Origin of the sequence: Halomonas sp. C22, from assembly GCF_007655045.1 — a bacterium.
In the GTDB taxonomy this organism is placed as follows: Bacteria; Pseudomonadota; Gammaproteobacteria; order Pseudomonadales; family Halomonadaceae; genus Vreelandella; species Vreelandella hamiltonii.
In genome coordinates this window covers 209,168-235,210 of sequence record NZ_VBVC01000003.1, presented here as the reverse complement: position 1 = coordinate 235,210, position 26,043 = coordinate 209,168, and the positions used below count along the sequence as shown (strand labels likewise).

24 protein-coding genes are annotated in these 26,043 nt (G+C 61.3%); 15 read left to right on the top strand and 9 right to left on the bottom strand.

Annotated features, from left to right (window positions below; genetic code table 11):
• The first annotated feature begins 128 nt into the window (after positions 1–128).
• From FEU76_RS07790 to FEU76_RS07775, 4 genes are all read left to right on the top strand, one after another.
• Entirely contained in the window at positions 129–908 is a 780-nt protein-coding gene (locus tag FEU76_RS07790) for a ThuA domain-containing protein (protein WP_144981885.1), read from the top strand.
• Entirely contained in the window at positions 905–1,954 is a 1,050-nt protein-coding gene (locus FEU76_RS07785; protein WP_039176747.1) for a Gfo/Idh/MocA family protein, read from the top strand. Before FEU76_RS07790 ends, FEU76_RS07785 begins: the two co-directional genes overlap by 4 nt.
• A gap of 63 nt (positions 1,955–2,017) precedes the next feature.
• The gene (locus tag FEU76_RS07780; RefSeq protein WP_144981882.1) at positions 2,018–3,280 is read left to right on the top strand and encodes an ABC transporter substrate-binding protein; all 1,263 of its coding nucleotides are present in this window, start codon (positions 2,018–2,020) and stop codon (positions 3,278–3,280) included.
• Positions 3,281–3,381: 101 nt separating this feature from the next.
• On the top strand, positions 3,382–4,371 hold the full coding sequence (locus FEU76_RS07775) for a LacI family DNA-binding transcriptional regulator (RefSeq protein WP_144981880.1): 990 nt from the start codon (positions 3,382–3,384) through the stop codon (positions 4,369–4,371).
• Here the strand turns inward: FEU76_RS07775 and cdd are convergent.
• The 7 genes from cdd to FEU76_RS07740 form a co-directional block, all read right to left on the bottom strand.
• Positions 4,368–4,775: a cytidine deaminase gene (gene cdd / locus FEU76_RS07770; protein ID WP_081137722.1), complete on the bottom strand. Its 408-nt coding sequence runs from the start codon at positions 4,773–4,775 to the stop codon at positions 4,368–4,370. The two genes, FEU76_RS07775 and cdd, sit on opposite strands and share 4 nt — an antisense overlap.
• Positions 4,776–4,828: 53 nt before the next feature.
• Positions 4,829–5,554: a purine-nucleoside phosphorylase gene (deoD, locus tag FEU76_RS07765; RefSeq protein WP_016914679.1), complete on the bottom strand. Its 726-nt coding sequence runs from the start codon at positions 5,552–5,554 to the stop codon at positions 4,829–4,831.
• Between the two features lie 90 nt (positions 5,555–5,644).
• On the bottom strand, positions 5,645–6,889 hold the full coding sequence (locus tag FEU76_RS07760; protein ID WP_144981877.1) for a phosphopentomutase: 1,245 nt from the start codon (positions 6,887–6,889) through the stop codon (positions 5,645–5,647).
• Positions 6,889–8,241, bottom strand: a complete 1,353-nt coding sequence (gene deoA, locus FEU76_RS07755; RefSeq protein ID WP_039176717.1) for a thymidine phosphorylase — start codon at positions 8,239–8,241, stop codon at positions 6,889–6,891. Before deoA ends, FEU76_RS07760 begins: the two co-directional genes overlap by 1 nt.
• Complete coding sequence (gene deoC / locus FEU76_RS07750; RefSeq protein WP_096922469.1) at positions 8,242–9,045, bottom strand: deoxyribose-phosphate aldolase; 804 nt, start codon at positions 9,043–9,045, stop codon at positions 8,242–8,244.
• An 82-nt stretch (positions 9,046–9,127) separates the two neighbouring features.
• Positions 9,128–10,411, bottom strand: a complete 1,284-nt coding sequence (locus FEU76_RS07745; RefSeq protein ID WP_039176713.1) for a NupC/NupG family nucleoside CNT transporter — start codon at positions 10,409–10,411, stop codon at positions 9,128–9,130.
• A gap of 34 nt (positions 10,412–10,445) precedes the next feature.
• Positions 10,446–11,291, bottom strand: coding sequence for an outer membrane protein OmpK (locus FEU76_RS07740; protein ID WP_144981874.1), 846 nt, complete (start codon positions 11,289–11,291; stop codon positions 10,446–10,448).
• 277 nt (positions 11,292–11,568) lie between these two features.
• Here FEU76_RS07740 and FEU76_RS07735 point away from each other — a divergent pair, with 277 nt between their 5' ends.
• The 6 genes from FEU76_RS07735 (at position 11,569) to cyoE (ending at position 17,538) form a co-directional block, all read left to right on the top strand.
• Positions 11,569–12,336 (top strand): DeoR/GlpR family DNA-binding transcription regulator, encoded by a 768-nt coding sequence (locus FEU76_RS07735; RefSeq protein ID WP_144981871.1) that lies wholly within the window; start codon positions 11,569–11,571, stop codon positions 12,334–12,336.
• Positions 12,337–12,614: 278 nt separating this feature from the next.
• Complete coding sequence (gene cyoA / locus FEU76_RS07730; RefSeq protein ID WP_144981868.1) at positions 12,615–13,676, top strand: ubiquinol oxidase subunit II; 1,062 nt, start codon at positions 12,615–12,617, stop codon at positions 13,674–13,676.
• Positions 13,677–13,678: 2 nt separating this feature from the next.
• Positions 13,679–15,703 (top strand): cytochrome o ubiquinol oxidase subunit I, encoded by a 2,025-nt coding sequence (cyoB, locus tag FEU76_RS07725; protein ID WP_144981865.1) that lies wholly within the window; start codon positions 13,679–13,681, stop codon positions 15,701–15,703.
• Positions 15,703–16,314, top strand: coding sequence for a cytochrome o ubiquinol oxidase subunit III (gene cyoC / locus FEU76_RS07720; RefSeq protein WP_039176704.1), 612 nt, complete (start codon positions 15,703–15,705; stop codon positions 16,312–16,314). The genes cyoB and cyoC overlap by 1 nt, the downstream gene beginning before the upstream one ends.
• A 1-nt stretch (position 16,315) precedes the next feature.
• Positions 16,316–16,657, top strand: coding sequence for a cytochrome o ubiquinol oxidase subunit IV (cyoD, locus tag FEU76_RS07715; RefSeq protein WP_096922473.1), 342 nt, complete (start codon positions 16,316–16,318; stop codon positions 16,655–16,657).
• Entirely contained in the window at positions 16,615–17,538 is a 924-nt protein-coding gene (cyoE, locus tag FEU76_RS07710) for a heme o synthase (RefSeq protein WP_144981862.1), read from the top strand. Before cyoD ends, cyoE begins: the two co-directional genes overlap by 43 nt.
• Before the next feature lie 98 nt (positions 17,539–17,636).
• On the opposite strand, the gene pta is transcribed toward cyoE, so the two are convergent.
• Both pta and FEU76_RS07700 read right to left on the bottom strand, forming a co-directional pair.
• Positions 17,637–19,820 carry a phosphate acetyltransferase gene (gene pta, locus FEU76_RS07705; RefSeq protein ID WP_144981859.1) on the bottom strand — a complete coding sequence of 728 codons (2,184 nt, stop codon included), beginning with the start codon at positions 19,818–19,820 and terminating at the stop codon, positions 17,637–17,639.
• Positions 19,821–21,002 (bottom strand): acetate/propionate family kinase, encoded by a 1,182-nt coding sequence (locus tag FEU76_RS07700; protein ID WP_144981857.1) that lies wholly within the window; start codon positions 21,000–21,002, stop codon positions 19,821–19,823.
• A gap of 153 nt (positions 21,003–21,155) precedes the next feature.
• On the opposite strand from FEU76_RS07700, the gene FEU76_RS07695 reads away from it, so the two are divergent.
• From FEU76_RS07695 to FEU76_RS07675, 5 genes are all read left to right on the top strand, one after another.
• Entirely contained in the window at positions 21,156–22,076 is a 921-nt protein-coding gene (locus FEU76_RS07695) for an EamA family transporter (RefSeq protein WP_016914665.1), read from the top strand.
• Positions 22,077–22,204: 128 nt separating this feature from the next.
• Positions 22,205–22,714, top strand: coding sequence for a porin family protein (locus FEU76_RS07690; protein WP_039176693.1), 510 nt, complete (start codon positions 22,205–22,207; stop codon positions 22,712–22,714).
• 258 nt (positions 22,715–22,972) lie between these two features.
• The gene (gene dctP / locus FEU76_RS07685) at positions 22,973–24,025 is read left to right on the top strand and encodes a TRAP transporter substrate-binding protein DctP (RefSeq protein ID WP_016914663.1); all 1,053 of its coding nucleotides are present in this window, start codon (positions 22,973–22,975) and stop codon (positions 24,023–24,025) included.
• A gap of 80 nt (positions 24,026–24,105) precedes the next feature.
• On the top strand, positions 24,106–24,624 hold the full coding sequence (locus tag FEU76_RS07680) for a TRAP transporter small permease subunit (protein ID WP_144981856.1): 519 nt from the start codon (positions 24,106–24,108) through the stop codon (positions 24,622–24,624).
• Positions 24,617–25,945, top strand: coding sequence for a TRAP transporter large permease (locus tag FEU76_RS07675; RefSeq protein WP_144981853.1), 1,329 nt, complete (start codon positions 24,617–24,619; stop codon positions 25,943–25,945). Before FEU76_RS07680 ends, FEU76_RS07675 begins: the two co-directional genes overlap by 8 nt.
• Positions 25,946–26,043: the final 98 nt, after the last annotated feature.

Genomic DNA, 26,043 nt, shown 5'->3' with positions numbered 1-26,043 from the left:
GCCAGCGCGTCGGTGGTGTTCGACTAAAATCCAATAAGTAAACGTTTACTCTTTTTGAGTAAACGTTTACTTTTCTCCTCAGCGCTCACTCTCGTGAGCAAGTACCTATCAACGCTGAGGAGAACGACATGACACTCCGAGTCACCGTATGGGGCGAAAACGTCCACGAACAAACCAACGACGTAGTGGCGCGTATTTACCCCACCGGCATGCACCAGTGCATCGCCGATGGGTTGAATGAAGCGGAAGCGCTAACGGCCACGGCGGTCACGCTGCAAGACCCGGCGCAGGGGCTTGACGAAGAGACGCTGGAGAATACCGACGTGCTGCTGTGGTGGGGCCACGCCGCCCACGGCGACGTGCTGGAAGAGACCGTCGACCGCGTGCAAACGCGCGTGCTGCAGGGAATGGGCTTGATCGTGCTGCACTCCGGCCACTACTCGAAAATCTTCAAACGTTTGATGGGCACTACCTGCTCACTTAAATGGCGGGAAGCCGGTGAGCGTGAGCGGCTCTGGGTGGTGAATCCTGGCCACCCCATCGTGCAAGGGCTCGGGGATTACATCGAACTGCCCCATACCGAAATGTACGGCGAACCCTTTGCGGTGCCCAACCCGGACGAGGTGATTTTCATTAGTGCCTTCGAAGGCGGCGAAGTGTTCCGCTCCGGCCTGACCTACAAGCGCGGTAACGGCAAGATTTTCTACTTCCGTCCCGGCCACGAAACCTACCCAATCTACTACGACGAGCAGGTAAAGCGGGTGCTCAAGAACGCCGTGGTCTGGGCGCAGCCGGAAGGCTCCCGGTGGATCGACAGCTGCCCCAACGTCCCCGCCGACCAGGCGCCCAACCCGGTCGAGATCAAGGGCGAAATCCTGCACAAACCTGGTGAGGAGGGCTTCAAATGATCCGTATCGCGATTATTGGCGCGGGCAGCATGGCGGGGGAGCACGCCAAGCACTATGGCCGACTCGAAGGTGTCGAAGTGGTTGCCGTATGCGACCGTGATTTCCCCAAGGCGCAGGCCTTCGCCGAGCGCCATGGCATTGCCGATGTTTACCAGTCGCTGGACGACATGCTGGCCCGCGACGATATCCACGCGGTGAGCAATGTCACTCCGGATGGCGTGCACAAGGCCACGTCGCTGGCAGCCATTGCGGCGGGTAAACACATCCTGTGTGAAAAGCCCCTGGCCACCAATGCGGAGGATGCCCACGAGATGGTCGCTGCCGCCCAGGCCGCCAAGGTCATCAACATGGTCAACCTGAGCTACCGTGACGCCCCCGCCATTCAGCACGCCCGAGCGCTGATTACCGGCGGCGCCATCGGCACCGTTCGCCACGTGGATGCCAGCTATCGCCAGAGCTGGCTGGTCAGCAACGCCTGGGGACGCTGGGATGAGGATAGCCAGTGGCTCTGGCGGCTCTCGGAAGCCCACGGCAGCAAAGGCGTGCTGGGCGATGTGGGCGTGCATATCGTCGATTTTGCCAGCTTCCCGGTGGGCGATATCACCCGCGTCAACTGCGAACTCACCTGCTTCGACAAAGCCCCAGACAACCGCATCGGCGACTACCTGCTGGATGCCAACGACACGGCGCTGATGCGCGTGCGCTTTGCCAACGGCGCCATGGGCACGATTCAGGCAACCCGCTGGGCAACCGGGCACCACAACTCGCTGACGCTGAGCGTTCACGGCGACAAGGGTGCGATCCGCGTGGATCTCGACGCCTCCAAGGATGACGTTCAGGTGTGCCTGAACGATGACGTGCATCCCGCTCGCTGGAGCACCGTCAAGGCGCCGCCCACGCCCAGCATCTACCAGCGCTTTATCGAGAGCATTCGCACTGGGGAAAACGACCAGCCCGACTTTGCCCGGGGCGCGGCCATTCAAACCGTGCTGGATGCCTGTTTCGTTTCCAGCCTGGAGGACCGCAGCCTGGCAATTGCCAGTTGATCAGCAGATTTCATCGAGCATCTCTGACCGCAAGACACCCAATAACAAGATGAGGATTCCACGATGCGCTCAACATTGAAAACACCGTTGCTGCTGATGACGTTACTGCCTGTCGCATTGCCTGCTCTGGCCGCCGAGATCACCGTGGCCTGTGGCGATGGCGGGGCGGCGGATTTCTGCCCGGCGCTTGCCCAGCGCTGGGCAGAAGCCAACGGCCATCAGGTCAATATCGTCACCACGCCAGCCTCGCCCACGGAAAAGCTTTCGCTGTATCAACAGCTGCTGGGCAGCCAGTCTCGGGATGTCGATGTGCTGATGGTGGATATCGTCTGGCCGGGGCTGCTGGCAGAGCACCTGGTGGATTTGAACGAGTACCTGCCGGAAGGCGCCACCGAGGGGTTCATTCCCTCGCTGATGGACAACAATACCGTGCAAGGCAAGCTGGTGGCCCTGCCGTGGTTTACCGATGCCGGGTTGCTCTACTACCGCCATGACCTGCTGGAGCAGTACGGTGAAGAGGTGCCGCACTCCTGGCAAGCGCTCACCGACACCGCTCGGCGTATTCAAAACGCCGAGCGGGAGGCTGGCAATGAGCGCATGCATGGCTTCGTCTTCCAGGGGCGGGCCTACGAAGGGCTCACCACCAACGCCTTGGAGTGGGTGGCCAGCTACGGCGGTGGCACCTTTGTGGATGCCGACGGACAGGTCACCGTCAACAATCCTCAGGCCGTGGAAGCGCTGGCGCTGGCGGCTTCTTGGATAGGTGATATCAGCCCGGAAGGTGTACGCAACTACATGGAAGAGGAAGCGCGAGGCGTATTCCAGGCGGGCAACGCGGTGTTCATGCGCAACTGGCCCTACGTGTGGTCGCTGGGCCAGGCGGACGGAACGCCGATCCAGCACAAATTCAGCGTGGCGCCGCTGCCCAGTGGGCCTGAAGGCCTGTCGGTGGCCACCTTGGGCGGTTGGAACTGGGCGGTGTCTCGCTACTCGGCGCACCCTGACGTGGCCGCTGAGCTGGTGGCCTATCTGACCGCCGAAGCCCAGCAGAAAGCCCACGCTATCGAGTTTGGCCGTAACCCCACGCGCCCGGCACTGTATGAGGATGACGAGGTGCTGGCCGCGCAGCCCTTCATTGGCGAGCTCTACGAGACGGTCATGAAGGGCGTGCCGCGCCCCGCCAGCGTGACCGGCAGCGCTTACCCACGGGTGTCGAATGCCGTGTTCAACCGGATGCACGATGCGCTATCGGGCAACATGACGGCGGAGCAGGCCGTGCAGCAGCTGGAGGGAGAACTCTCGCGCCTGGGAAGACGCGGCTGGTAACGCAAGGGCTTGGCTGGCACGGGGTTGCTTGCGCAGGGGGCGGCGATTTTCCGCCCCGCTTTTTGTACAATCAAGCTCCCCAACGGCGGCTGAGGCCAGGCATGAAACAGCACACATCGAGCGCACCGGCGGCGACCATCCGCGAAATTGCCCGGCGTGCCGAGGTATCCATCGCGTCGGTCAGCCGAGCCTTGAACGGCAAGCCCGGGCTGAGCGACGCGCTGCGCGAGCGGATTCTGACCATCAGCCGTGAGCTGGCCTATCAACCCAGCGCCGCCGCCCGTCAACTGATCAGCGGTAAGGCGGCGGTGGTGGGGATCTCCCTTGGGCGACAGGATATCGAGCTGCGGCCTTACTACATTCTGCTCTACCAGCACCTGACCGTGGCCCTGCACCAGCAAGGCATGGTACCGGTGTTTTTTCACCACGATCAGACCCATGAGCTGCCCGAGCGGGCAGGAGCCGCGATCTTGCTGGGCGAAACGGCAGAAGATGCCAGGCCAGGCCTTCTGAAGGCAGCGGGCGTTCCCTTCGTACGAATTGGCAACGCAGGAGACGGCTTTTCGGTGGCCCCGGACGATGTCTCGGGCATTTACCAGATGACGCAGCACCTGATCGAACAGGGGCGAACGCGGATTGCGTTTGTGGGGGGAGAGCTGGACGTGCCGCGGCCTCTCAGCCGCCTTTCCGGATATCAGCGTGCCGTCACCGAAGCGGGGCTCAGCGAGCAGTTGATCAGCCTGCCGCATCGGCTGACCTCGGACTCCCTGACCAGCTATCGCCAGCTCAACCGCCTGCTCAAGGAGCGCGCAGACGCATCCTTGCTCTTCGACGCGCTGGTCTGTGCCACCGACGAGCTGGCGCTGGGCTGCGTGGCCGCTCTGGAAGACAGCGGTATTCGTGTGCCCAGCGAGGTAGCCGTCACCGGCTTTGACGACCTGCCCACTCTGGCCACGGGGTTGACCACGGTACGCCAGGACATTGCCGCCATTGCGGCAATGAGCGTGGAGCTGCTGGGCGATGCGTTGGCAGGAAAAGCGCCCCGGCACGTGTCGCTGCCGGTGGCGCTGGTGCTGCGGGAAACTGCTTAACGTCCCGGCAGCTGCTCCGGCCCAAAAGCGTCGGGCAGCAGGCTGTCCATGGTGTAGGTTTTCAACACCTCGCCCTGTTTGGAGAGCACCATGATTTGCGTGCTGGGGGTGGCGAATTCGCGGATGCGCTGGCGGCAGTCGCCGCAGGGCGTGCAGAGGTGCTCGCCGGGGCCCATCACGTAGACCTTGGCCAGCTCGCGCTGGCCAGCGGTAACCATGGCAGAAATGGCCGAGGCTTCGGCACACAGCCCTTTGTAGTGGGCGACTTCCACGTTGCTACCGGCAAACTGCTGGCCGTCGGGGCACTCCATCACCGCCGCCACGGGGTGGTTGGAGTAGGGCGCGTAGGCGTTGCCCAGGGTGGTCAGCAGCGTGTCGACCAATGCCTGATCCGCGTGGCTCATGGCGCTATTCTCTCTCTGTGTTCAGGATGTCTATGGGCTCAAGACGCCGGGCATTACGCCTTGGCGGCGTCATCGCGCAGAACGGTGTCGAGGGCAATCACCATCATGTCGTTGAAGGTGGTTTGGCGGTCGGCACTGGAGAGCGAGTCACCTTTCAGAATGTGGTCGGAGACGGTGCAGATGGTCAGTGCACGGGCGCCGAATTCGGCGGCCACGCCGTACAGGCCTGCGGCTTCCATCTCGACGCCGACGATGCCGTAGCGCTTCATCAGCTCGGCCATGTCGGTCTGCGGGTTGTAGAACAGGTCCGCCGAGAAGATGTTGCCGACTTTCACGGCGACGTTCTGCGCTTTGGCGGCCGCCACGGCGTGGCTGGCCAGCTCGAAGTCGGCAATGGCGGCCAGGTCGTGGTCATTGAAGCGCATGCGGTTCACCTTGGAGTCGGTGCTGGCACCCAGCCCGATCACCACGTCGCGCACGTTGACATCGTCACGTACCGCGCCGCAGGAGCCCACGCGGATGATCGACTTCACGCCGTAATCGGTAATCAGCTCTTTGGCATAGATCGACACGGAGGGGATGCCCATGCCGTGGCCCATGACGGAAATCTCGCGGCCTTTGTAGGTGCCGGTGTAGCCGAACATGCTGCGCACGTCGTTGACCTGGCGCACGTTCTCCAGGTAGGTGTCGGCGATGTACTTGGCGCGCAGCGGGTCGCCAGGCATCAGGACGGTATCGGCGAAATCGCCCATTTCGGCGTTGATATGCGGGGTAGCCATGAAACTCTCCTCTCTGAACAGGGAGCCTGAACCCCGCCGTGCGGGGTTCAGGCCGTGCACGTTGACGTGCCAGTGATACGTTATCGGCGCTTAGGCCGCGTCAGGTAAAAAGCTCTCGCCGTCGGCCATGGCGTCTACGGCGAAGAACGCCGCAAGGGTTTGGCCAATGTCGGCAAAGGTGCCGCGCTCGCCCAGCGGGCCGGGGGCGAAGCCTGCGCCGCGTACCATGATCGGCACGTATTCGCGGGTGTGCTCGGTGCCTTCCCAACTGGGGTCGCAGCCGTGGTCGGCGGTGAGCAGCAGCAGGTCGTCGTCATCGAGGGCTGCCAGCAGCTCCGGCAGGCGGGCGTCGAAGTGCTCCAGCGCGGCGGCGTAGCCCGGTACGTCCCGGCGATGGCCGTAGACCGAATCGAAATCCACGAAGTTGGTCATGATCATGGTCGGGCGGTCGCTGGTCTCGTTGGCGGTGCGCGCGACTTCCGCCAAGGTGGCATCCATCAGGGCATCGTGGCCGCTGGCCTTGACCTTGTGGGTAATGCCGCAGTGAGCGTAGATGTCGGCGATCTTGCCAATCGACACCACTTCGCCCCCGGCATCGGCGAGCTTTTGCAGCACGGTGGGGCTGGGCGGCTCGACGCTGTAGTCGCGGCGGTTGCCGGTGCGCGCAAAGCTTGCACGGTCTTCGCCAATGAACGGTCGGGCGATGACGCGGCCAATGTTGTAGGGCTCCAGCAGCTCGCGGACGGTTTCGCACAGCGCATAGAGGCGTTCCAGGCCGAAGTGCTCTTCATGGGCGGCAATCTGGAACACGGAGTCGGCCGAGGTGTACACGATCGGTTTGCCGGTGGCGATATGCTCTTCGCCCAGGCGAGCGATGATCTCGGTGCCTGAGGCGTGGCAGTTGCCGATCACTCCGGTCAGCTTGGCGTCACGAATGATGGCGTCCAGCAGTTCGAGCGGGAAACTGTCGGTTTTATCGAGGAAGTAGCCCCAGTCGAAACGCACCGGCACACCGGCAATTTCCCAGTGGCCGGAAGGGGTGTCCTTGCCGCTGGAGATCTCTTTGGCGTGGGCGTAAGCGCCCGTCAGTTGGTCGGGCAAACTGACACCTTCCGCCACGCTGCCAGTGGCGTCGCGGTGGGCGTGGAACAGACCTAGCGCGGCCATGTTGGGCAGCGACAATGGGCCGGAGCGCTCGGCGGTGTCGGCTTCGCCACGGGCACAGGCGGCGGCGATGTGGCCCAGAGTATCTGACCCCTGGTCGCCAAAGGTGGCGGCATCGGGGGCGCTACCGATCCCGAAAGAGTCGAGTACCAGGACGATGGCGCGGCGCATCAGGCTTCTCCTCGGAAGGTCTCTTGCAACAGGGTGTCGGCGGTGGCGTCGGCATCGCCAATGGTGACCGCCGCACGGAGCTGAGCAGCGGCACGGGCCGCGGCCTCTTCCGTGCGGGCGTGGACGATGGCCAGCGGGCGCTGGCTGTCGACGCGGTCGCCGATTTCGACGATGTCGCTAAAGCCCACGCTGTGATCGACGCTGGCATCGTTACGCAGGCGGCCGCCGCCCAGCTCTACCACGCTCATGCCCACGGCGCGGGTATCGAAACGCTGCACGATACCGCTCTGCTCGGGGTAGACCGCTTGAACGACCGGGGCGGTGGCCAGGTAGCTGTCCGAGCGCTCCATGAAGTCGGCGGGGCCGCCCAGTTCGCGCACCATACGGGCAAACACTTCTGCCGCCGCGCCAGAGGTCAGCGCTTTGTCCAGCTTGGCGAGGGCTTCTTCGCGGTTGGCCACCAGCTTGCCCGCAATCAGCATTTCAACGGCCAGTTCGCGGGTGACCAGCATCACGCGGCTGTTGGCTCGCTCGCCGCGCAGCAGCGCCAGGGTTTCGACGATTTCTACCGCGTTACCGGCACACGGGGCTAGCGGCTGGCTCATGTCGGTGAGCAGGGCGGTGGTGGGTGTGCCTGCCTGGGTGGCCACGTTGGCGATGCTTTTGGCCAGTTCGCGGGACTTTTCCGGGGTGGGCATGAACGCGCCGCTGCCCACTTTGACGTCCATTACCAGGGCGTCCAGGCCAGAGGCCAGCTTTTTGCCCAGAATCGAGGCCGTGATCAACGGGATGGATTCCACGGTGGCGGTGACATCACGCACGCCGTAGATGCGCTTGTCGGCCGGGGCGAGGTTGCCGGTTTGGCCGATGATCGCCACGCCGGTGGATTTAACCACCTCACTGAAGCGCTCGGGGGCGGGGTAGGGGTCATAGCCGGGGATCGATTCCAGCTTGTCCAGGGTACCGCCGGTGTGGCCCAGGCCACGGCCGGAAATCATCGGTACGAAGGCGCCGCAGGCCGCGACCCACGGGCCCAGCACCAGCGATACCAGATCGCCCACGCCGCCGGTGGAGTGCTTGTCCACGATGGGGCCGGGCAGGTTGAGGGAATCCCACTGCATCACGTGGCCAGAATCGCGCGTGGCGGTGGTCAATGCCACGACTTCTTCGCGGCTCATGCCATTCAAAAAGACCGACATGGTGAAGGCGCCGATCTGCGCATCGCTGATGCGGTCATCGGCGATGCCCTGCACGAACGCCTTGATCTCTTCAGCGGGCAGCGGCTGGCCGTCGCGCTTCAGGCGAATCAGTTCTTGAGGGAGCAGCGCGTGGTGAGAAGCGTTGGACGACATTTAGTAGCCTCCGTTGGTGGGGGAGAGCAGCGCCGCGTCAGCGCCACCGTCGAGTGTGTTCAACAAGTTGCCCAGCAGGCTGGAGGCACCAAACCGGAAGTGTGCCGGGGTGACCCACTGCGGCCCCATGATGTCGGCTGCCAGCGCCAGGTACTCAGCGGCTTCTTCTGCGCTGCGTACGCCGCCGGCGGCTTTGAAGCCAACGTCTTTGCCGCTGGCCTTGATGGCCTTGAGCATGATCTCGGCGGCTTCCAGCGTGGCATTGACCGGCACTTTTCCGGTCGAGGTCTTGATGAAATCCGCGCCGCCTTCGATGGCCAGCTCACTGGCACGTTTGATCAGCGCAGGGTCCTTGAGTTCGCCGGATTCGATGATGACTTTCAGCAATGCCTGGCCACCACAGGCGGCCTTGCACATTTCCACCAGCTCGCGGCCAGTCTCTTCATCGCCTGCCATCAAGGCGCGGTAGGGGAACACCACGTCGACTTCATGAGCACCCGATGCCACGGCTTCGCGGGTTTCACGGGCCGCGCCCATGATGTCATCGCCCCCATGGGGGAAGTTGGTGACCGTGGCGATCTTGACCTGATCATCCAGCTTGTGGGCGCCCAGCGCGCGGGCTGCCGTGACGATGAACGAGGGGTAAACGCACACCGCTGCCGGGTGGCCGTAGGGGGTCTTGACCTGCTGGCACAGCGCTTCGATCACGCTGTCGGTGTCGCTGTCGTTCAGGCTGGTGAGGTCCATTAACGTCAGGGCGTGACGGGCGGCCTGGATAAGCTGGGGGGAAGCGGTGGCAGTCATGAAGTTCTCATCAATCGGTAAAAGACAAAACGGGCACTGCGTACTAAAGCAGCGCCCGTTGCGTTATCGCGTACTCGCTGCGTCAGGCGGTGAGGCTGCTCAATGCCAGGAAGAAACCGGCAATCGAGGCAGACATCAGGTTGGAGAGCGTGCCTGCCAGCACGGCTTTCACACCAAACCGGGCAATCTCCTTGCGGCGGGTCGGGGCAATGCTGCCCAGGCCACCGAGCAGAATGGCAATCGACGACAGGTTGGCAAAACCACACAAGGCAAATGACAGGATGGCCATGGTGTGAGGCGTCATCAATTGACCCGTGGCAGCCACCACCTGTTCCCCTTCAATGTAGGGAGCCAGGTTGATAAAGGCCACGAACTCGTTGACCACCAGCTTCTGGCCGATGAACGAGCCCGCCAGGGTGGCTTCTTCCCAGGGCACGCCCAGCAGGAAGGCCAGCGGGGCAAACAGCCAACCCAGAATCAGCTCCAGGCTCAATGCCTCGAAACCGAACCAACCGCCCACGCCGCCCAGAATACCGTTGACCAGCGCGATCAAGCCGATGAAGGCCAGCAGCATGGCACCCACGTTGGCTGCCAGCATCAGGCCGGAAGTCGCGCCAGAAGCCGCTGCATCCAGCACGTTGGCGGGCTTGTCGTCCTGCTCTTTCAGCTCTTCATCGACCTTGGAAACGCTGTCGCTATCTTCCACGTTCTGGGTTTCCGGCATGATCAGCTTGGCGAACAGCAGGCCGCCAGGCGCCGCCATGAACGAGGCCGCCACCAGATACTCCATGGGAATGCCCAGCGCGGCATAGCCCGCCAGCACCGAACCCGCCACGGAAGCCAGGCCACCACACATCACCGCAAACAGCTGCGAAGGGGTCATGCGGGCAATGAACGGACGTACCACCAGCGGTGCCTCGGTCTGGCCCACGAAGATGTTGGCCGTGGCCGAAAGCGACTCGGTGCGCGAGGTGCCCAGTGCTTTCTGCAATGCGCCACCCAGAATCCGGATGACCCACTGCATGATGCCGACATAGTAGAGCACGGCAATCAGCGAGGAGAAAAAGATGATGACCGGCAGGACTTTGATGGCGAAGACGAAGCCGACATTGTCCACGTCAGCCAGCCCGCCAAACAAAAAGCCGATACCGTCATTGGCGTAAACCAGCACCTGGCTGACGCCTGCCGAAATGGCCTGCAGAACGGCCTGGCCAAACGGTACGTAGAGCACGAACGCACCGATACCCGCCTGGATCGCGAAGGCACCCAGCACGGTACGCAGGCGAATCGCCTTGCGGTCATAGGAGAAAACAAGCGCAATGGCCACCAGAGTGACCATGCCAACCAGGCTCATGATGAGGGTCATGGGAGTACCTTCGGAGCGTGAGGAGTGGGAGCGATTACAGCAAGTTTAGCTTGACTGAGTAAATCATCGCGTTCTGATAGGCGTCGGGTGTACCCAGCTTGTTCTCTGAGTAGCGATACTGCACGCCGGTGGTGATCAAGTCAGACGGGTGCCACCAAAGGCTCAATGCGCCGTTGGTCCCCACGCTCCCTGCGGTACCGTTGACGTAGTTCTGGGAAAGGTAGTCGCTGTCGCGACCGAAGGTCTGCTCGTGCCAGTTGGTCACACTGAAGTTCTGGTCCAGCGCGGTGAAGTCATAGCCCGCGACCCAGCCAGCCATGTAGCCGTTCATGCCCGTATAGCCATCACTTTGAACCCTGGCAGCACCGATGAAGGGCTTGAACCACAGGCCGTTGGCGAACGTCGTGCGGTAGCCCAGGCCGAGAATCTGGTCCTGCTCGCGGCCATTGAAGCCGTAGTCGCGGAAGTCATAAACGTGGGCGTAAAGCGACAGCGGGCTGTCACCCAGGTAAATGTGCGAGGTCACTTTGCCTGCGGTACGGAAGTTGTCCTTGCCGCCACTGGCTTCGTCGAACTGGTCGTTGGTCGGGTTCTCGAAATCGAAGAAGCCGTAGAACTCGCCCCAGCTAAAGCCGACGCCGCCTTCGATTTCAACGAACGTGAAGTCGCTCTTGGCGGCATTGCTCGCCGTGCGCGCTTCGGTGCCGTTGGACCAGTCCAGGTAGTTCAGGGAAACGTTGGCAAACGACCAGTGCGGGGTCATTGGGCCACTCGCTGCGTCATTGGCAACGGCCGGGGCTGCGGCCAGCGCACCAGCCAGGAAAACGCCAGCGCCAAGCGTGACGAGCGAAGAAACGTGAGAGGGGGATAAAGCGGTCATGAAAGCCTCAACAAAGGTTGTTACGGTGCCACGAGAGGTGGCATACCGACGTTGTGGGTCGTGCGGGCTGGCGTTGATGTTAAAATTATAACATCGAGTGTTATTTTTTTAACGTTGATTTGCAAGTATTGTCACATCAACGCTGCCAGGGTGTTTCATGCGCCTCATGGCGGCAAACAGAGTGGTAGGGGAGTGGAAATTCGCGGGGCGCTGGCTCAGCATAAGCGTTACCTGAGCGCTGAAACCCGATAACAAGATGAATCACAAGGAGATGCCTGTGAATGACCGGAGTGCCCAGCGCCTGGCCATGCTGCAAGAAGCCCTGGCAGGCGGGGGAACCCTGCACCTGCGCGATGCCGCCGAGCTGTGCGGAGTGTCGGAAATGACCATTCGCCGAGACCTCGCCACACAGCCATCTCCCTTGAGCCTGCTGGGGGGGCGGCTGGTGATGGCCAGCTACCCCGGCGTGACGCCGGTCTACGACCTCACCGAGCAGCAGGCCAGCCACTACCATGTCAAACATCGCCTGTGCCAGCGTGCCGCCAGTTTCATCGACGAAGGCGACACGCTATTCATCGACTGTGGCTCCACGCTGATTCCCTTGCTGAGCCAGCTCAGCCACTTCCGCGAGCTGACCGTGGTGACCTACGCGCTTAACGTGGCCAACACGGTCGCCGCGTTGCCCAACGTGCGGCTGGTGCTGCTGGGGGGGCTGTTTCACGCCTCGTCGCAATCCTTCGGCAGCGACGGCATGCGGGACGCCATCGAACGCCTGGGCATCAACAAGGCGCTGATTTCAGCGGCAGGGGTAGACTGCGAACGTGGAGTGAGCTGTTTTCACTTCCATGAAGTAGCCCCGAAGCAAGCGGCGATTGCTACCGCCATGCAGCGGTTGCTGGTGGTCGATGCCAGCAAGTTCGGCATCGTGCGGCCCGCCTATTTTGCCTCGCTGGCCGATTTCGACGTGGTGATCACCGACGACGAACGCGCCCCTGGCCTGCTGGAAAACCATCCCGCCAGCTCCCTCAGCATCAGCGTTGCCTAAAGCGTTGCTTAACACATTTGGCCGCACCTGGGGTGCGGCAAAGCGCCTCTTTCTGATTGACGGAGATCAATAGAAAATACTTTAGTCTTAATTTATACACGCAACGTGTGGTTAAGACTCGCTACCTACCCCTCCCGGTAGCGCATACCTTTCCCGGAGCACGTCAACCCTCGACGGTTTTGGGAAATGTATGGGGTAATAGTTAGCTTGCTACTTAGCTGGCTAGTTAGCCAGCCAGCAGCAGGCTGTATCAGCCACTCTCTCACGAGACTACACCCATGCAATTACCTACCCTTTGGCGCAGACGAGGCATTCTTGTGCTCGTTGTGCTGTGCCTGCTGTTGGCGGGCTGCAGTTCTGCATTGCTGGACCCAAAGGGGCAGATTGGCGTCGAGCAGCGCTCGCTGATTCTGACCTCCTTTGGGCTGATGCTGATTGTGGTGATCCCGGTGATCGTCATGACGCTGCTGTTTGGCTGGCGTTACCGGCGCAGCAACAGCGTTGCCAAGTACCTGCCTGACTGGGCCCACTCCAATGCCATCGAGGCAGCGGTGTGGAGCGTGCCTTGCGTGATCATCGCCGTTCTCGCCTTTCTTACCTGGAAAACCTCGCACTCCCTTGACCCCCACAAGCCCATCGAAAGCAGCGTAGCGCCCATGGAAATACAGGCGGTGGCGCTGGACTGGAAATGGCTGTTCATCTACCCCGAGCAGGGCATTGCCAGTGTCAATGAAGTGGCTTTCCCGGTGGATACGCCGGTGCGCTTCAGGGTCAGCTCTGGTTCGGTGATGAATGCGTTCTTCATTCCCCACCTGGGTAGCCAGATTTACGCCATGGCGGGCATGGACAACGACGTGCACCTGATCGCCGATGAAGAGGGCGTCTACCCAGGCCGCTCCACCAACTACAGCGGAGCCGGTTTCTCCGGCATGACCTTCGACGCCCACGTGACCTCGCCAGCCGACTTCGATGCCTGGGTGGCCAACGTGCGTGAAGCAGGTCAGACCCTGAGCTACCCCGAGGGCTACAACGCCCTGGCGGCCCCCAGTGAATACCACCCGGTCGAACACTACTCGGCAGTGGCACCCGCCCTGTACGAAACGATTCTGACCAGCTTCCACGGGGGTGGCGAAGGCCACGGCGGCCATGGTGGCCACAGTGACCATGCGGCACATAGCGACGCCCTAGGTGAAGCCCACGACAGCCATGGCGAAAGCGGTGAACTCGAGAGTGCCCAGGTGGCCTCCCATCACGCTGCCTATGGCCACGTTACCAATCAGCACGCTAGCGATGAGCACGCCATGGGCGGCCATCCTGACAGCGTAGAAGCCGGGGGTTGAACATGTTTGGAAAATTGACGCTCGACGCCATTCCGTATCACGAACCGATCATCATGGTCGTGGCGGCGTTCATGGCGATTGGCGGTGCGGCGCTGCTTGGCGCGCTCACCTATTACCGCAAGTGGGGCTGGCTGTGGAACGAGTGGTTCACCTCCGTCGACCACAAGAAGCTCGGTATCATGTATTTTGTGGTGGCCCTGGTCATGCTGCTGCGTGGCTTTGCCGATGCCATCATGATGCGTACCCAACTGGCCATGGCGGCCGGGGGTGCCGCAGGTTATCTCCCTCCTGAACATTACGATCAGATCTTTACCGCCCACGGTGTGATCATGATCTTCTTCGTTGCGATGCCCATGGTCATCGGCCTGATGAACCTGGTGGTGCCACTCCAGATAGGCGCCCGCGACGTGGCTTTTCCGTTTCTCAACAACTTGAGCTTCTGGCTGTTTGCGGTCTCTGCAGTGCTGGTGAACATCTCACTGGTGGTGGGGGAGTTCGCCAAGACCGGCTGGCTCGCGTATGCGCCTTTATCGGGGATAGAGTTCAGCCCTGGGGTGGGGGTCGATTACTGGATATGGGCCTTGCAGATATCCGGGATAGGCACGACGCTCACCGGCATCAACTTCTTCGTCACGATCCTGAAAATGCGCACCAAAGGCATGACCCTGTTCCGCATGCCGATCTTCACCTGGACATCGCTGTGCGCCAATATCCTGATCATTGCCTCGTTCCCCATTCTGACCGCGACCATTGCCCTGCTGACGCTGGATCGCTACTTCGGCATGCACTTCTTCACCAATGACTTTGGCGGCAACATGATGATGTACGTCAACCTCATCTGGGCCTGGGGCCACCCGGAAGTGTACATTCTGATCCTGCCCGCCTTTGGCGTGTTCTCGGAAGTCATCGCGACCTTCGCCCGTAAGCGCCTGTTCGGTTACAAGACCATGGTGTGGGCCACCGTGGCCATCACGCTGCTGTCGTTCATCGTCTGGTTGCACCACTTCTTCACCATGGGCGCCGGGGCCAACGTCAATGCCTTCTTCGGCATCATGACCATGGTCATCGCCATCCCCACCGGGGTGAAAGTGTTCAACTGGCTGTTCACCATCTTCCGTGGCAGCCTGGAGCTGACCTCGCCGGTGCTATGGACCCTGGGGTTCATCATCACCTTTACCCTGGGCGGCATGACCGGCGTGATGCTGGCGCTGCCAGCAGCCAACTTCGTCCTGCACAACAGCCTGTTCGTGATTGCCCACTTCCACAACGTCATCATCGGCGGCGTGGTGTTCGGCATGATGGCGGGCCTGACCTACTGGTTCCCCAAAGCGTTCGGCTTCACGCTGAGCGAAAAGTGGGGCAAGCGCTCGTTCTGGTGCTGGTTCATCGGTTTCTACGTCGCCTTCATGCCGCTTTACGTGCTGAGCTTCTTCGGTGCCGTGCGTCGCATGCAGTCCTACGCCAACCCCGAATGGCAGCCCTGGATGATTCTGGCCTGGGTGGGTGCCGTGATCATCATGATGGGCATTGCCTGTACCGTGATTCAGTTCTGGGTCAGCGTGCGCGACCGCAAGCTCAATGCCGACCTGACCGGCGACCCCTGGGATGGCCGTACGCTGGAGTGGTCCACGTCTTCCCCCGCGCCGTTCTACAACTTTGCCCGTTTGCCGGCAGTGGGCGACATCGACAGCTTCTGGTCGCAAAAACAGCGCAGTAACGAACAGCTCGAAGACGCGCCCTACACCGATATCCACATGCCCCGTAATACGGTGGCAGGCCCAGTGATCAGCCTCTTCGCACTGGTGCTGGGTTTTGCGCTGGTGTGGCACATCTGGTGGCTGGCGGGCGTCGGTGCGCTGGGCGTGGTGGTGAGTTTCCTCGCCCGTGTGTTCAACGATGACATCGACTACTACGTGCCCGCTGCCGAAGTGGAGCGTATCGAGCGTGAACATCAGCGCCGCAAAACCTCGGCACCCAGCAGTGCTGTCGATAGCGAACAAACCAACTATGTGGAGGCGCGAGCGTAATGGCCACGGATACCTTGCATCACGGGGCCACTGCAGAGCCCCACGAACACCACGATGCCGCAGGCACCAAGGTCTTCGGCTTCTGGGTCTACCTGATGAGCGACCTGGTGATCTTCGGGTCACTGTTTGCCACTTATGCCGTGCTCATGAAGGGCACGGCGGCGGGGCCTACGGCTGCCGATATTTTCGAGCTGCCGTTCGTGCTGGTCGAAACCTTTCTGCTGCTGTTCAGCAGTTTCACTTTTGGCATGGGCGTTTTGGCCATGAATGCCGAGCGGGTGGGGCAGGTCAAGGCGTGGCTGGCGGTCACCTTTGCCCTGGGGGCTGCCTTCGTCGGCATGGAAGTGTATGAGTTTCATCACCTGATTCATCAAGGGTATGGGCCAGACCAGAGCGCGTTTCTGTCGTCTTTCTTTACCCTGGTGGGCACCCATGGCCTGCACGTCACGGTGGGGCTGGTATGGATTCTGGTGATGCTGGTGCAGCTTTCCACCAAAGGCCTGACGCCCATGACGCGCCCGCGTATCCTGTGTCTCAGCCTGTTCTGGCACTTCCTGGATATCGTGTGGATCTGTGTGTTCTCGTTCGTCTACCTGATGGGGGTGCTTTGACATGAGCCAATCGTCATCACATTCAGCAGCGCATTCAACGACTTCCCATGGAAGCGTTAAATCGTATGTTGTCGGGCTTCTGCTATCTTTAGTGCTAACCGTGATTCCGTTTGCGGTTGTCATGAGCGGTGCGCTAAGCACCGCCACGACGGTGGTGGTCATCGCTGTAACAGCCGTGCTGCAGATTCTGGTCCAGCTGGTCATGTTTATGCATATGAATACCAAAGCCGACGAGGGGTGGAATCTGATGTCCTTCGTTTTCACACTGACGATACTCGTCCTGGTGGTAGGGGGCTCTTTATGGATCATGCAGCATCTGCATCTCAACATGATGATCGGCTGAACGTGGCACCGAGCCGCTGGCGAGACCTGCTGGCGCTCACCAAGCCGGGCATCATTGGCGGTAACTTGATCGCCACGCTGGGGGGCTATTTTCTGGCCGCCCACGGCACCTTCGATATCGTCACGTTTGCCTCGGTGATGCTGGGCATTGCGCTGGTCATTGCCTCGGGCTGTGCCTGCAACAACGTCATCGACCGGGATATCGATGCACTGATGGCGCGTACGCGCCATCGCCCGCTGGCCAAGGGCCGCATCTCGATCACCCAGGCGCTGGGGATTTCAGCGCTGTTGGGGGTGGCCGGCGTGGTCTGTTTGGCGCTAGGTACTAACGGTTTGACGGTGGCGCTGGCAGTAATCGGTTGGGGCGTGTATGTGGGGGTGTATAGCCTTTATATGAAGCGCCACTCCGAGTACGGCACGCTGGTGGGCAGCCTTTCCGGCGCGATGCCGCCGGTGGTGGGCTACTGCGCGGTCACGGGGCAGTTCGACAGCGGCGCGTTTATGCTGCTAGTGATTTTCTGCTTGTGGCAGATGCCGCACTCCTACGCTATCGCGATTTTCCGCTATGCGGATTACCGTCGCGCCTCCATCCCGGTGCTGCCGGTGGTGCACGGCATTAAGCGGGCCAAGCACCATATTCTGGGCTATATCGTGGCGTTTATTCCTGCGTCACTGGCGCTGGTGCTGGCTAGCCAAGCAGGCGCAGGCTACCTATGTGTAGCGCTGACCATGGGCGGCTACTGGCTTTATCTGGCGCTATGCGGCTACCGGTTAGAGGACGACGTGCGCTGGGCGAAGAAGGTGTTCGGCGTCTCGATTCTGACCATTACCGCCATGAGCTTAGTGATGGTGCTGGAAGCCATGGTGCCCATGTGGGCGTAATACATCCTAACGATTCAACCTGACGCAAAACCTAAAACGCCCCGAACAGTTCACTGTTCGGGGCGTTGCTTTTAGCGCGTATAGCACGCGGCGAGTGGCTAGCTTTCCCGCTGGCTGGCCTGAATCGCGGTGAGGGCGATGGTGTAGACGATGTCATCCACCAGTGCCCCGCGGGACAGGTCGTTCACCGGCTTGTTCAAACCTTGCAGCATCGGGCCCACGCTGACCACTCGGGCGCTACGCTGAACGGCCTTGTAGGTCGTGTTGCCGGTATTGAGGTCGGGGAACACGAACACGGTGGCCTTGCCCGCCACGGGGGAATCGGGAGCTTTCTGCTTGCCCACGCTTTCGATGGCGGCGGCGTCGTACTGCAGCGGGCCGTCGATGGCCAGGTGCGGCGCGCGCTCCTTGGCGATGCGGGTCGCTTCGCGGACTTTATCCACGTCGGCGCCGGTGCCGGAGTCGCCGGTGGAGTAGCTAATCATCGCCACCCGGGGCTCGATACCGAAGGCCTCGGCAGAGCGCGCGCTCTGCAGGGCGATTTCCGCCAGGGTTTCGGCGTCCGGGTCCGGGTTCACCGCGCAGTCGCCGTATACCACCACCTGCTCGGGCAGCAGCATGAAGAAGATCGACGAGACCTGATTGTACTCCGGGGCCGTCTTGATCAGCTGAAACGCCGGGCGAACGGTGTTGGCCGTGGTGTGTACTGCGCCCGACACCAGGCCGTCCACCTCATCCAGCTGCAGCATCATGGTGCCCAGCACCACGTTGTCCTGAAGCTGCGCTTCGGCGGTCAGCTCGTTGAGCTTGCCTCGGCGGCGCTCGACCATGGGGTCGATGTAGCTGGCGCGGGTGCTTTCCGGGTCGATGATGGTCAGCGTATCCGGCAGCGTCAGGCCACGGTGATGGGCCACGCTTTCGATGTCTTCCCGCTTGCCCAGCAGGACGCAGTCGGCAATGCCACGGCGCTGGCAGATGATGGCGGCTTCGATGGTACGCGGCTCGTCGCCTTCCGGCAGCACGATGCGCTTTTTGGCCTGTTGGGCCAGCTTCACCAACTGATGGCGGAACGCCGACGGCGAGAGGCGGCGGGTGTAGCCACGGCTCAGCTTGGCTTTCAGCCACTCCAGGTCCATGTGTGCCGCTACGTAGCGTGCCACCTGCTCGGCGCGCTCGAAGTCGTCCATGGGAATTTCGCTGCTGAGCTGGCTGAGGTTCTGGGCCGTGGTCAGGCTGTCGGTTTCCACCGCCAGCACCGGCAGGCCGGTCTTCAGCGCTGGGCGGCACATCTCGATCATGCCGTCGTTGGGAAGGAACCCATTGGTGAGCAGCACGCCCGCCAGCTGGGTGCCGTTCATGGTGGCCAGCGCCGAGGCCAGCACCACGTCGTCACGGTCGCCGGAGGCCACCACCAGGCTGCCGGGCGTGAAAATATGCAGCGCGTTGGCGGCGCTGCGGGCACACAGGCTGGTCGACAGCACGCGGCGCTGTGCGGCGTCACCTTCGTTGAGCACCTTGGCGTTCAGTGCCCGCGCTACGTCCAGTGTGCGCGGGGCGCTCAGGGTCTTGCTGTAGGGCACCACGCCAATCAGGTGGAAGCTGTCGGTGGCCAGCGCCGGGGAGTAGCGGCGCAGCTCGTTGAGTACCGGCTCTTCCAGCTGCGGCTTGATGGTGCCGGGGGCGGCGGAAAGGTCGTCCTCCTGCCCATAGGGCAGGTTTTTCATGCGCATCAGAATGCCGCCCAGGGTGCGGCTGGAGCTGACGCCGCCAAAGCTGCGGGCGTGCATGTCCAGCTCTTCCGCCAGGTGCTGGGGCTCGTTCAAGTCGCCGGTGCCCACCAGGATGATGCGGGCGTTCAGGGCATGCGCCAACTGCGCGTTGGTCTGGGTCGCGTAGGTGGTGTGCTGAGTCGGCACGACGCCTTCCACCACCACCAGGTCCAGAGCGCTGCCGTCACGGTACGCCTGCTGGGTGACCTGCTCGTAAAGCTCGACGACGTTTTCCATCAGCTCGTCGGTCTGGTCGTCGCGTAGCAGCCGCTCCAGGCGTGCCTGGGAAATAGGCGAGGGCGGGCGCTGGTTCAGCGTCCGCGAGACCAGCGCCGTCGAGCGGTCAAGGCCCGGGCCGTTCAGCTCGTTCTGCATGAACGGCTTCAGAAAGCCGGCTTTCAGGCCAATGGTGTCCAGCGCCTGAATCAGGCCCAGACAGGCCGAGGTCAAGCCTGCCCCCATGCTGGTAGGGACAAGCAGAATGGCTTGGGGTTGCTCGGAAGAGCTGTTCATTCAAGGGGTCTCCACGCAGTAGCGGGTTTCCATGGCAATGCGGCCCTCTTCGTCGGTGGGGATCACCCACACTTCAGGGCCGTTATGGCTCGCGGTGTCCAATTTGCCTTCCTTGCCGCGAATGGTCGCTTCGTTGGCGGCTTCGTCCATGCTGAAACCGAAGTGGGGCAGCAGCGCCAGCACTTCACGACGTACGATAGGCGAGTTTTCGCCAATACCGCCAGTGAAGATCACGCCGTCTAACTTAGGTAATGCACAGGACAGCGCCGCCAGCGACTTGGCGATGCGGTAGCAGAACACGTCCAGCGCCAGCTTGGCACCGGGGTGGCCAGCCACGGCCTGGTCTTCCACTTCACGCATGTCGTTGGTCAGGCCGGAAAGGCCCAGCAGGCCGCTTTGCTTGTTCAGGACGTTATCGATCTCTTCCACCGACCAGCCCAGTTGGCGATGCAGGTGGGCATGCAGGCCGGGGTCGACGTCACCGCTGCGGGTGCCCATCACCAGGCCTTCCAGCGGGGTAAGGCCCATGCTGGTATCCAGGCTCTGGTTGTTCCACACGGCGCTGGTGGAGCAGCCGTTGCCCAGGTGGGCGGTCAGCCAGCCGCCTGCACCACGGCTGCTCAGTTCCCCGGCGCGCTGGCTGACGAACGCATGGCTGGTGCCGTGAAAGCCGTAGCGGCGAATGCCATGTTCGGTATACAGCGCTTCCGGCAGCGCGTAGCGGTAAGCGCGGGGCGGCAGTGTCTGATGGAAGGCGGTGTCGAAGACGGCCACCTGGGGCAGCTCGGGAAACACCTTGCGCGTGGCGGCAATACCCGCCAGATTGGCAGGGTTGTGCAAAGGGGCCAGGGCTGCGGTGGTTTCGATGGCGGCAATCACGCTGTCGTCGATCAGTGCCGCCTGGGTGAAGTGCTCTCCTCCATGCACGATACGGTGGCCCACAGCACCGGGAACGCGGCCTTCCAGGCGCTCCAGAATGGCGCTTAACGCTTCGCCGTGGTCGGCGCCGGGCAGCGGCTGGGTGAAGCTCTCACCGGCGCTGTTCTTGCCTTTCAGGCGAGCGTCGTTGCTGCCCAGGCGTTCTGCCAAACCGGCTAGACGCGGTGCCTGAGGGTCTGAATCAATCAAAGCGTATTTAATGGAAGAAGAGCCACAGTTGATAACCAGCACCGGTGCGTTCATAACAACCTTTGTAAAGTAGTCAGGAGGAAAGGGGGATAGACTTTAGTTTAACATGCAGAGACTGAGAAAATCAGCGAAGAATTTAGTTAGCCTTCTATGTAAAATGTCGTCATCCTGTTCCTTATATAACCTAACGTGAGCCGTTTTGTTCCTATGTCGTCGATTTCCAGCCCCGCGCTTTTGCCCCGTCATCTCGCCATTCTGCTGATGATGTGTGTGGCCACCATGTTCGCCGCCAACCACGTGTCGGCGCGCCTGGCCTTCGATAACGGTACGGGGCTGCTGCTGGCGGTATTGATGCGTTCAGGGGTGGCCTGCGTGATCCTGCTGAGCCTGTTCGTGCTGCAGAAAAAGCGTTTCTGGCTGCCGCCCGGTGCCTGGCGCTGGCAGCTGGTGGTGGGGTTGTTGATCACTCTGCAAAGCGTCAGCCTGTATTCCGCCGTGGCTCGCCTGCCGGTGGTCATTGCCCTGCTGCTGGTCAACACCTTTCCCATTCAACTGGCGCTGCTTAGCTGGGCGCTGGGTGGCCCCAGACCTTCGCTGCGCAGCTGCCTGATCATGGGCACCATACTGATTGGCCTGCTGGTGGTGCTGGATATTCCCAGCTGGTTGGCCAACGCCGATGCCATGGGACCCGAGTGGTTGGCAGGCATTGGCTTTGGGCTGCTGGCCGCCTTTGCGTTTGCCTGTGCGCTATGGATCACTGAGCACCGCCTGGCAGGCGTAGGCAGTACCCTGCGTAGCCTGCTCACCATGCAGACCGTATTCGTGGCCATGATTCTTGGCGGGCTACTGGGGGCAGTGCCTGGCGGCATGAGCCTGCCCGACAACAGTAGCGGCTGGGCAGGGCTCATCATGCTGGCACTGCTTTACGGCAGTGCGTTTTCGGTGCTGTTCATCTTCGTGCCCCGCCTGGATATGGCGCGCAACGCCCCCGTGATGAACTTCGAGCCGGTGGCTTCGCTGCTGATCGGCTACTTGGTGCTGGGACAAATGCTCAGCCCCAGCCAACTGCTGGGCGGTGCGGTGGTGGTGGGGGGCATCGTGGTCCTCAGCCTGTCGAAAGGCCGCTAGCACCCGCCACCGAACGCCGAAAAAAGGAAATTATATGCAAAGCATGGGGCGACATTTGCGTTCTCTCGGGGGTTGAGCCACACTTGCTCAGCGTAAGGAAACACTGTTTCTTAACTGAGGTGAACCCCATGAAAACGTCCGTTCTTTCCCTTGCCTCTGCGGCACTGCTGGTAGGCGCCGGTACTTTTGCGGCATCAGCTCAGGCCCAACAATCTTTCCAATACCCACAAGGATACGTGGGTGGCGATGCCATGTTCTGGAGCCTGGATCCCGACCGCGGCTCATCCCGCGACGATGTAGGCCTGCGCCTGCGCGGTGGTGCTCAGTTCAACGAGTTTTTCGCTCTGGAAGGCCACCTGGGCACAGGCGGCTCTGATGGCAACGTAGAGCTCGATTATCTGGCCGGTGTCTACGCCAAGGGTATCCTGCCCGTCTCGCCGGATGTACGCCTTTACGGCCTGGCCGGTGTCACCGAGGTCGATTTCGACCGTGACCGTGAAAGCGGCTTCTCCTATGGCGCTGGCGCGGAAGTGGACATTGCCGACAACCTGGCACTGGGCGCCGACTACATGCGCTACCTGGACAAATCCGCGTATGACTTCGATGCCGCCAGCATCGGCCTACGCTATCGTTTCTGACGCTACGGCTGCTGGCATCACCATGTACAGGTAACGACCTGACAAACTCGTATCAAGGGAACCCCGCCCCGCTGATCTGCCGACACAGGCAGACAGCGGGGCTTTTTGTTGGTGGATAGCCACTTTGCTGAGTATGGGCACAGTTTTTCAGAGTTTCGGCCAAATGCTGCACCTGCGTAAATGATAAGGTCAAAATAAAGACAACAACGAAAATGGCCAGCGAACAAACCCATAACGCTCCATTGCAGAGGAAACATCATGAATAAAATCAGTAAATTGGCTTTGGTCGTAGGCCTTAACGCAGGGTTGGTGATGACGGCCGGAGCGGCTGAGATGAACTGGCGCATGGCGACCCCCTGGAGTGGTGGCCCTTGGCTCGAACGTGACGCCCAGATGTTTGCAGATCGCGTCAGTGAGCTTTCCAACGGCGAGATCGCCATCGAAGTGTATCCTGGCGGTACTCTGGGAAGCGCCTTGCGCGTCACCAATACGGTCAAGTCCGGCGTGGCTCAAATTAGCCATAACTACATCAACTATGACTACGGCACTGACCCCACGACGGCGCTGTTGGCCGGACACTCCAGCGGCCTGACGCCGGAAGAGTTCATGCTGTGGATGTATGAAGGGGGCGGGGTAGAGCTTTACGAAGAGTACCGCAGAGACGTGTTCGATGTAGTGGCCTTCCCCTGCGCCATCCTGGGTACCGAAATTTTCCTTCACTCGAACAAGCCAGTGCGTACTCTCGAAGATTTCCAGGGCCTACGCCTGAGAACCTCTGGCGCCTGGGCCGAGATCGCCTCCAGGCTGGGGGCTTCCACGGTGGTCATGGCCGGTAGCGATATCTACAGCTCTCTGGAGCGTGGCGTGATCGATGCTGCCGAGTGGGGTAGCCCGGAGATGAACCGGCCGACGGGTTTTCAGGAAGTTGCCCAGTACGTGGTCATTCCTGGTGTTCATCAGTCGGGAGGCTTCCTGGAGTGCCAGGTAAACAGCAATACCTGGGAAAGCTTGAGCGAGCAGCAGCAACAGATGCTGCGGCTGGCGGGCAAGATGTCCGTGTTCGAAACATGGTTGGCCAGCTCTTTTGCTGACCTGGATGCCTACCAGGAACTGGTCGATGGGCCGAACGAGATCATCGAGCTGGATCAATCGTTCATCGATGCCATCTATGCCGAAACAGAGCTTTGGGAAGATGAATACGCCGCCGAAAACGAATGGTTTGCCCGCGTTCTCGAATCCCAGCGCGACTTCAAGAATGACATGAACAACTGGTCCCAGTATCGCCTGCCAATTGGTGTGATGGGCCGCTGATCCCTTGGCACATGGATGAAACAAGGAGGCCTGACCAGGCCTCCCTTTTCGTTTGGCTGCCTATACGCTGAGAGTTGGTCATGAAACTGATTAAAGCAATCGAAGCGCTGACCCGCCTGTCGGGATGGTTGGGCGCATTACTGGTGTTTCCTCTTATCGGTGCCCTGATCGTGGAAGTGTTCAGCCGATATGTGGCGGGCAGGCCCACGCTCTGGGCATTCGAGGTGAGTTACATGGTCATGGGGGCCATGTTCATGCTGGGCATGGCCAATGCCCTGAGAATTGGCCAACACGTCAGTGTCGATATCATGGCGCTGAAGCTGAGCCCCAAGGCCAATGCGGCAATACGTGCGGTTGGCTACGTCATGTTCTTGCCCGTGCTGGCGTGGCTGGTGTGGGAGCTATCGAAATACGCGCTGGGTGCGTTTGAAGGCAACGAGCGCTCAGGCCGTTCGGCCTGGAACCCGGTGGTATGGCCAATCTTCACCGTCTGGTTCATTGGCTTTGCCATCCTGGCCCTGCAAGTGGTTGCCGAGTTTCTGAAATCCGTCTGCTTGATCAGTGGCAAGGCACCCGTGGAGGGCGGCAACCATGAGTAGTTATCTCGCGCTGCTAATGTTTCCGGCGCTGATGGCGCTGATTATCTCGGGCTTTCCCATCGCCTTTTCCATGATCCTGGTAGCCACCGGGTTCGGGATCGTTCAGTTTGGTGATGTGGCTGCCTACCAGCTGTTGACCAAAATCGAAGATACCGCTTCGAACTCCATTCTGGCGGCGGTGCCTCTGTTCATCTTCATGGGCGCCATGCTGGAAAGGTCGGGAATCGCCGAGCGGCTGTTCGAAGCCATTCACATGTGGACCCGGCGGCTGCCCGGCGGGCTGGGCGTCGGTGCCATCATCATGGGCACCCTGTTTGCCGCATCAAGCGGTGTGGTCGGCGCCACGGAAGCCGTCATCGGCATGCTGGCCATTCCCGTCATGCTCAAGCATCACTACAGTAAAAGCCTCATATCGGGCACCATTTGTGCCAGTGGCTCTTTGGGAACGGCGATTCCGCCATCCATCACCGTGGTCGTGCTGGGCCCCGTGGCAGGCGTATCGGTGGGGTCGCTGTTCAGTGGCCTGTTGATTCCCGGCTTCTTGATGGCGGTGATGTTCCTGGTCTACATCGTCGGGGTGGCCTATCTGAAGCCTGACATGGCCCCCAGGGTGCAAGAGCAGGAGCCTGACGTGGCTTGGGGGGAAAAGATCAAGGTCACCCTGGTGGCGTTGGTGCCGACCATGCTGCTGATCTTCATCGTGCTGGGCACCATCCTGATGGGGCTGGCAACGCCCACGGAAGCCGCTGCATGCGGGGCGCTGGGGTCCATCGTGCTGGCGGCGGCGTATCGCAACCTGACGCTGGAAGTGCTGTGGAACTCCGCAATCAAGACGGTCAATATCTCGGCCATGATTCTCCTGATCGTTCTGGGGGGAAGCATGTTCGCAGGCGTGTTCTTCGCTTCTGGGGGGATGGCGACCGTACAAGCCTTGCTGATGGACACGGGACTCAGCCCATGGATGATTTTGGGCCTGATTCTGCTTATCGCGTTCATCGCCGGTTTCGTTCTCGACCTGATTTCCGTGGTGCTCATCATCATTCCCGTGGCCATGCCGATCGTGCGGATGCTTGGGTTCGATGAAATATGGTTCTGCGTTGCGTTCCTGGTCGTGTTGCAGACCAGCTACCTGACGCCACCGCTGGCGCCTGCCATCTTTTACTTGAGAGCCATTACGCCGCCGGAGGTCACCCTCAGGCACATGTACATAGGGGTCGTGCCATTCATTCTGGCGCAACTGGTCGTGTTGGCGCTGGTGTTGGCCTTCCCGCAGCTGGCGCTATGGCTGCCGGATGTCATGGGTGGACCCTCCTGGCGCTGAACGTTTGGCGCTGACCAAGCCACCTGCCATTGACTGCCGCCGTAAGGCGGCAGTGTCGTTGTGGGGCACCTGTATTCTGCCCGCATAGCTGTGTTGTT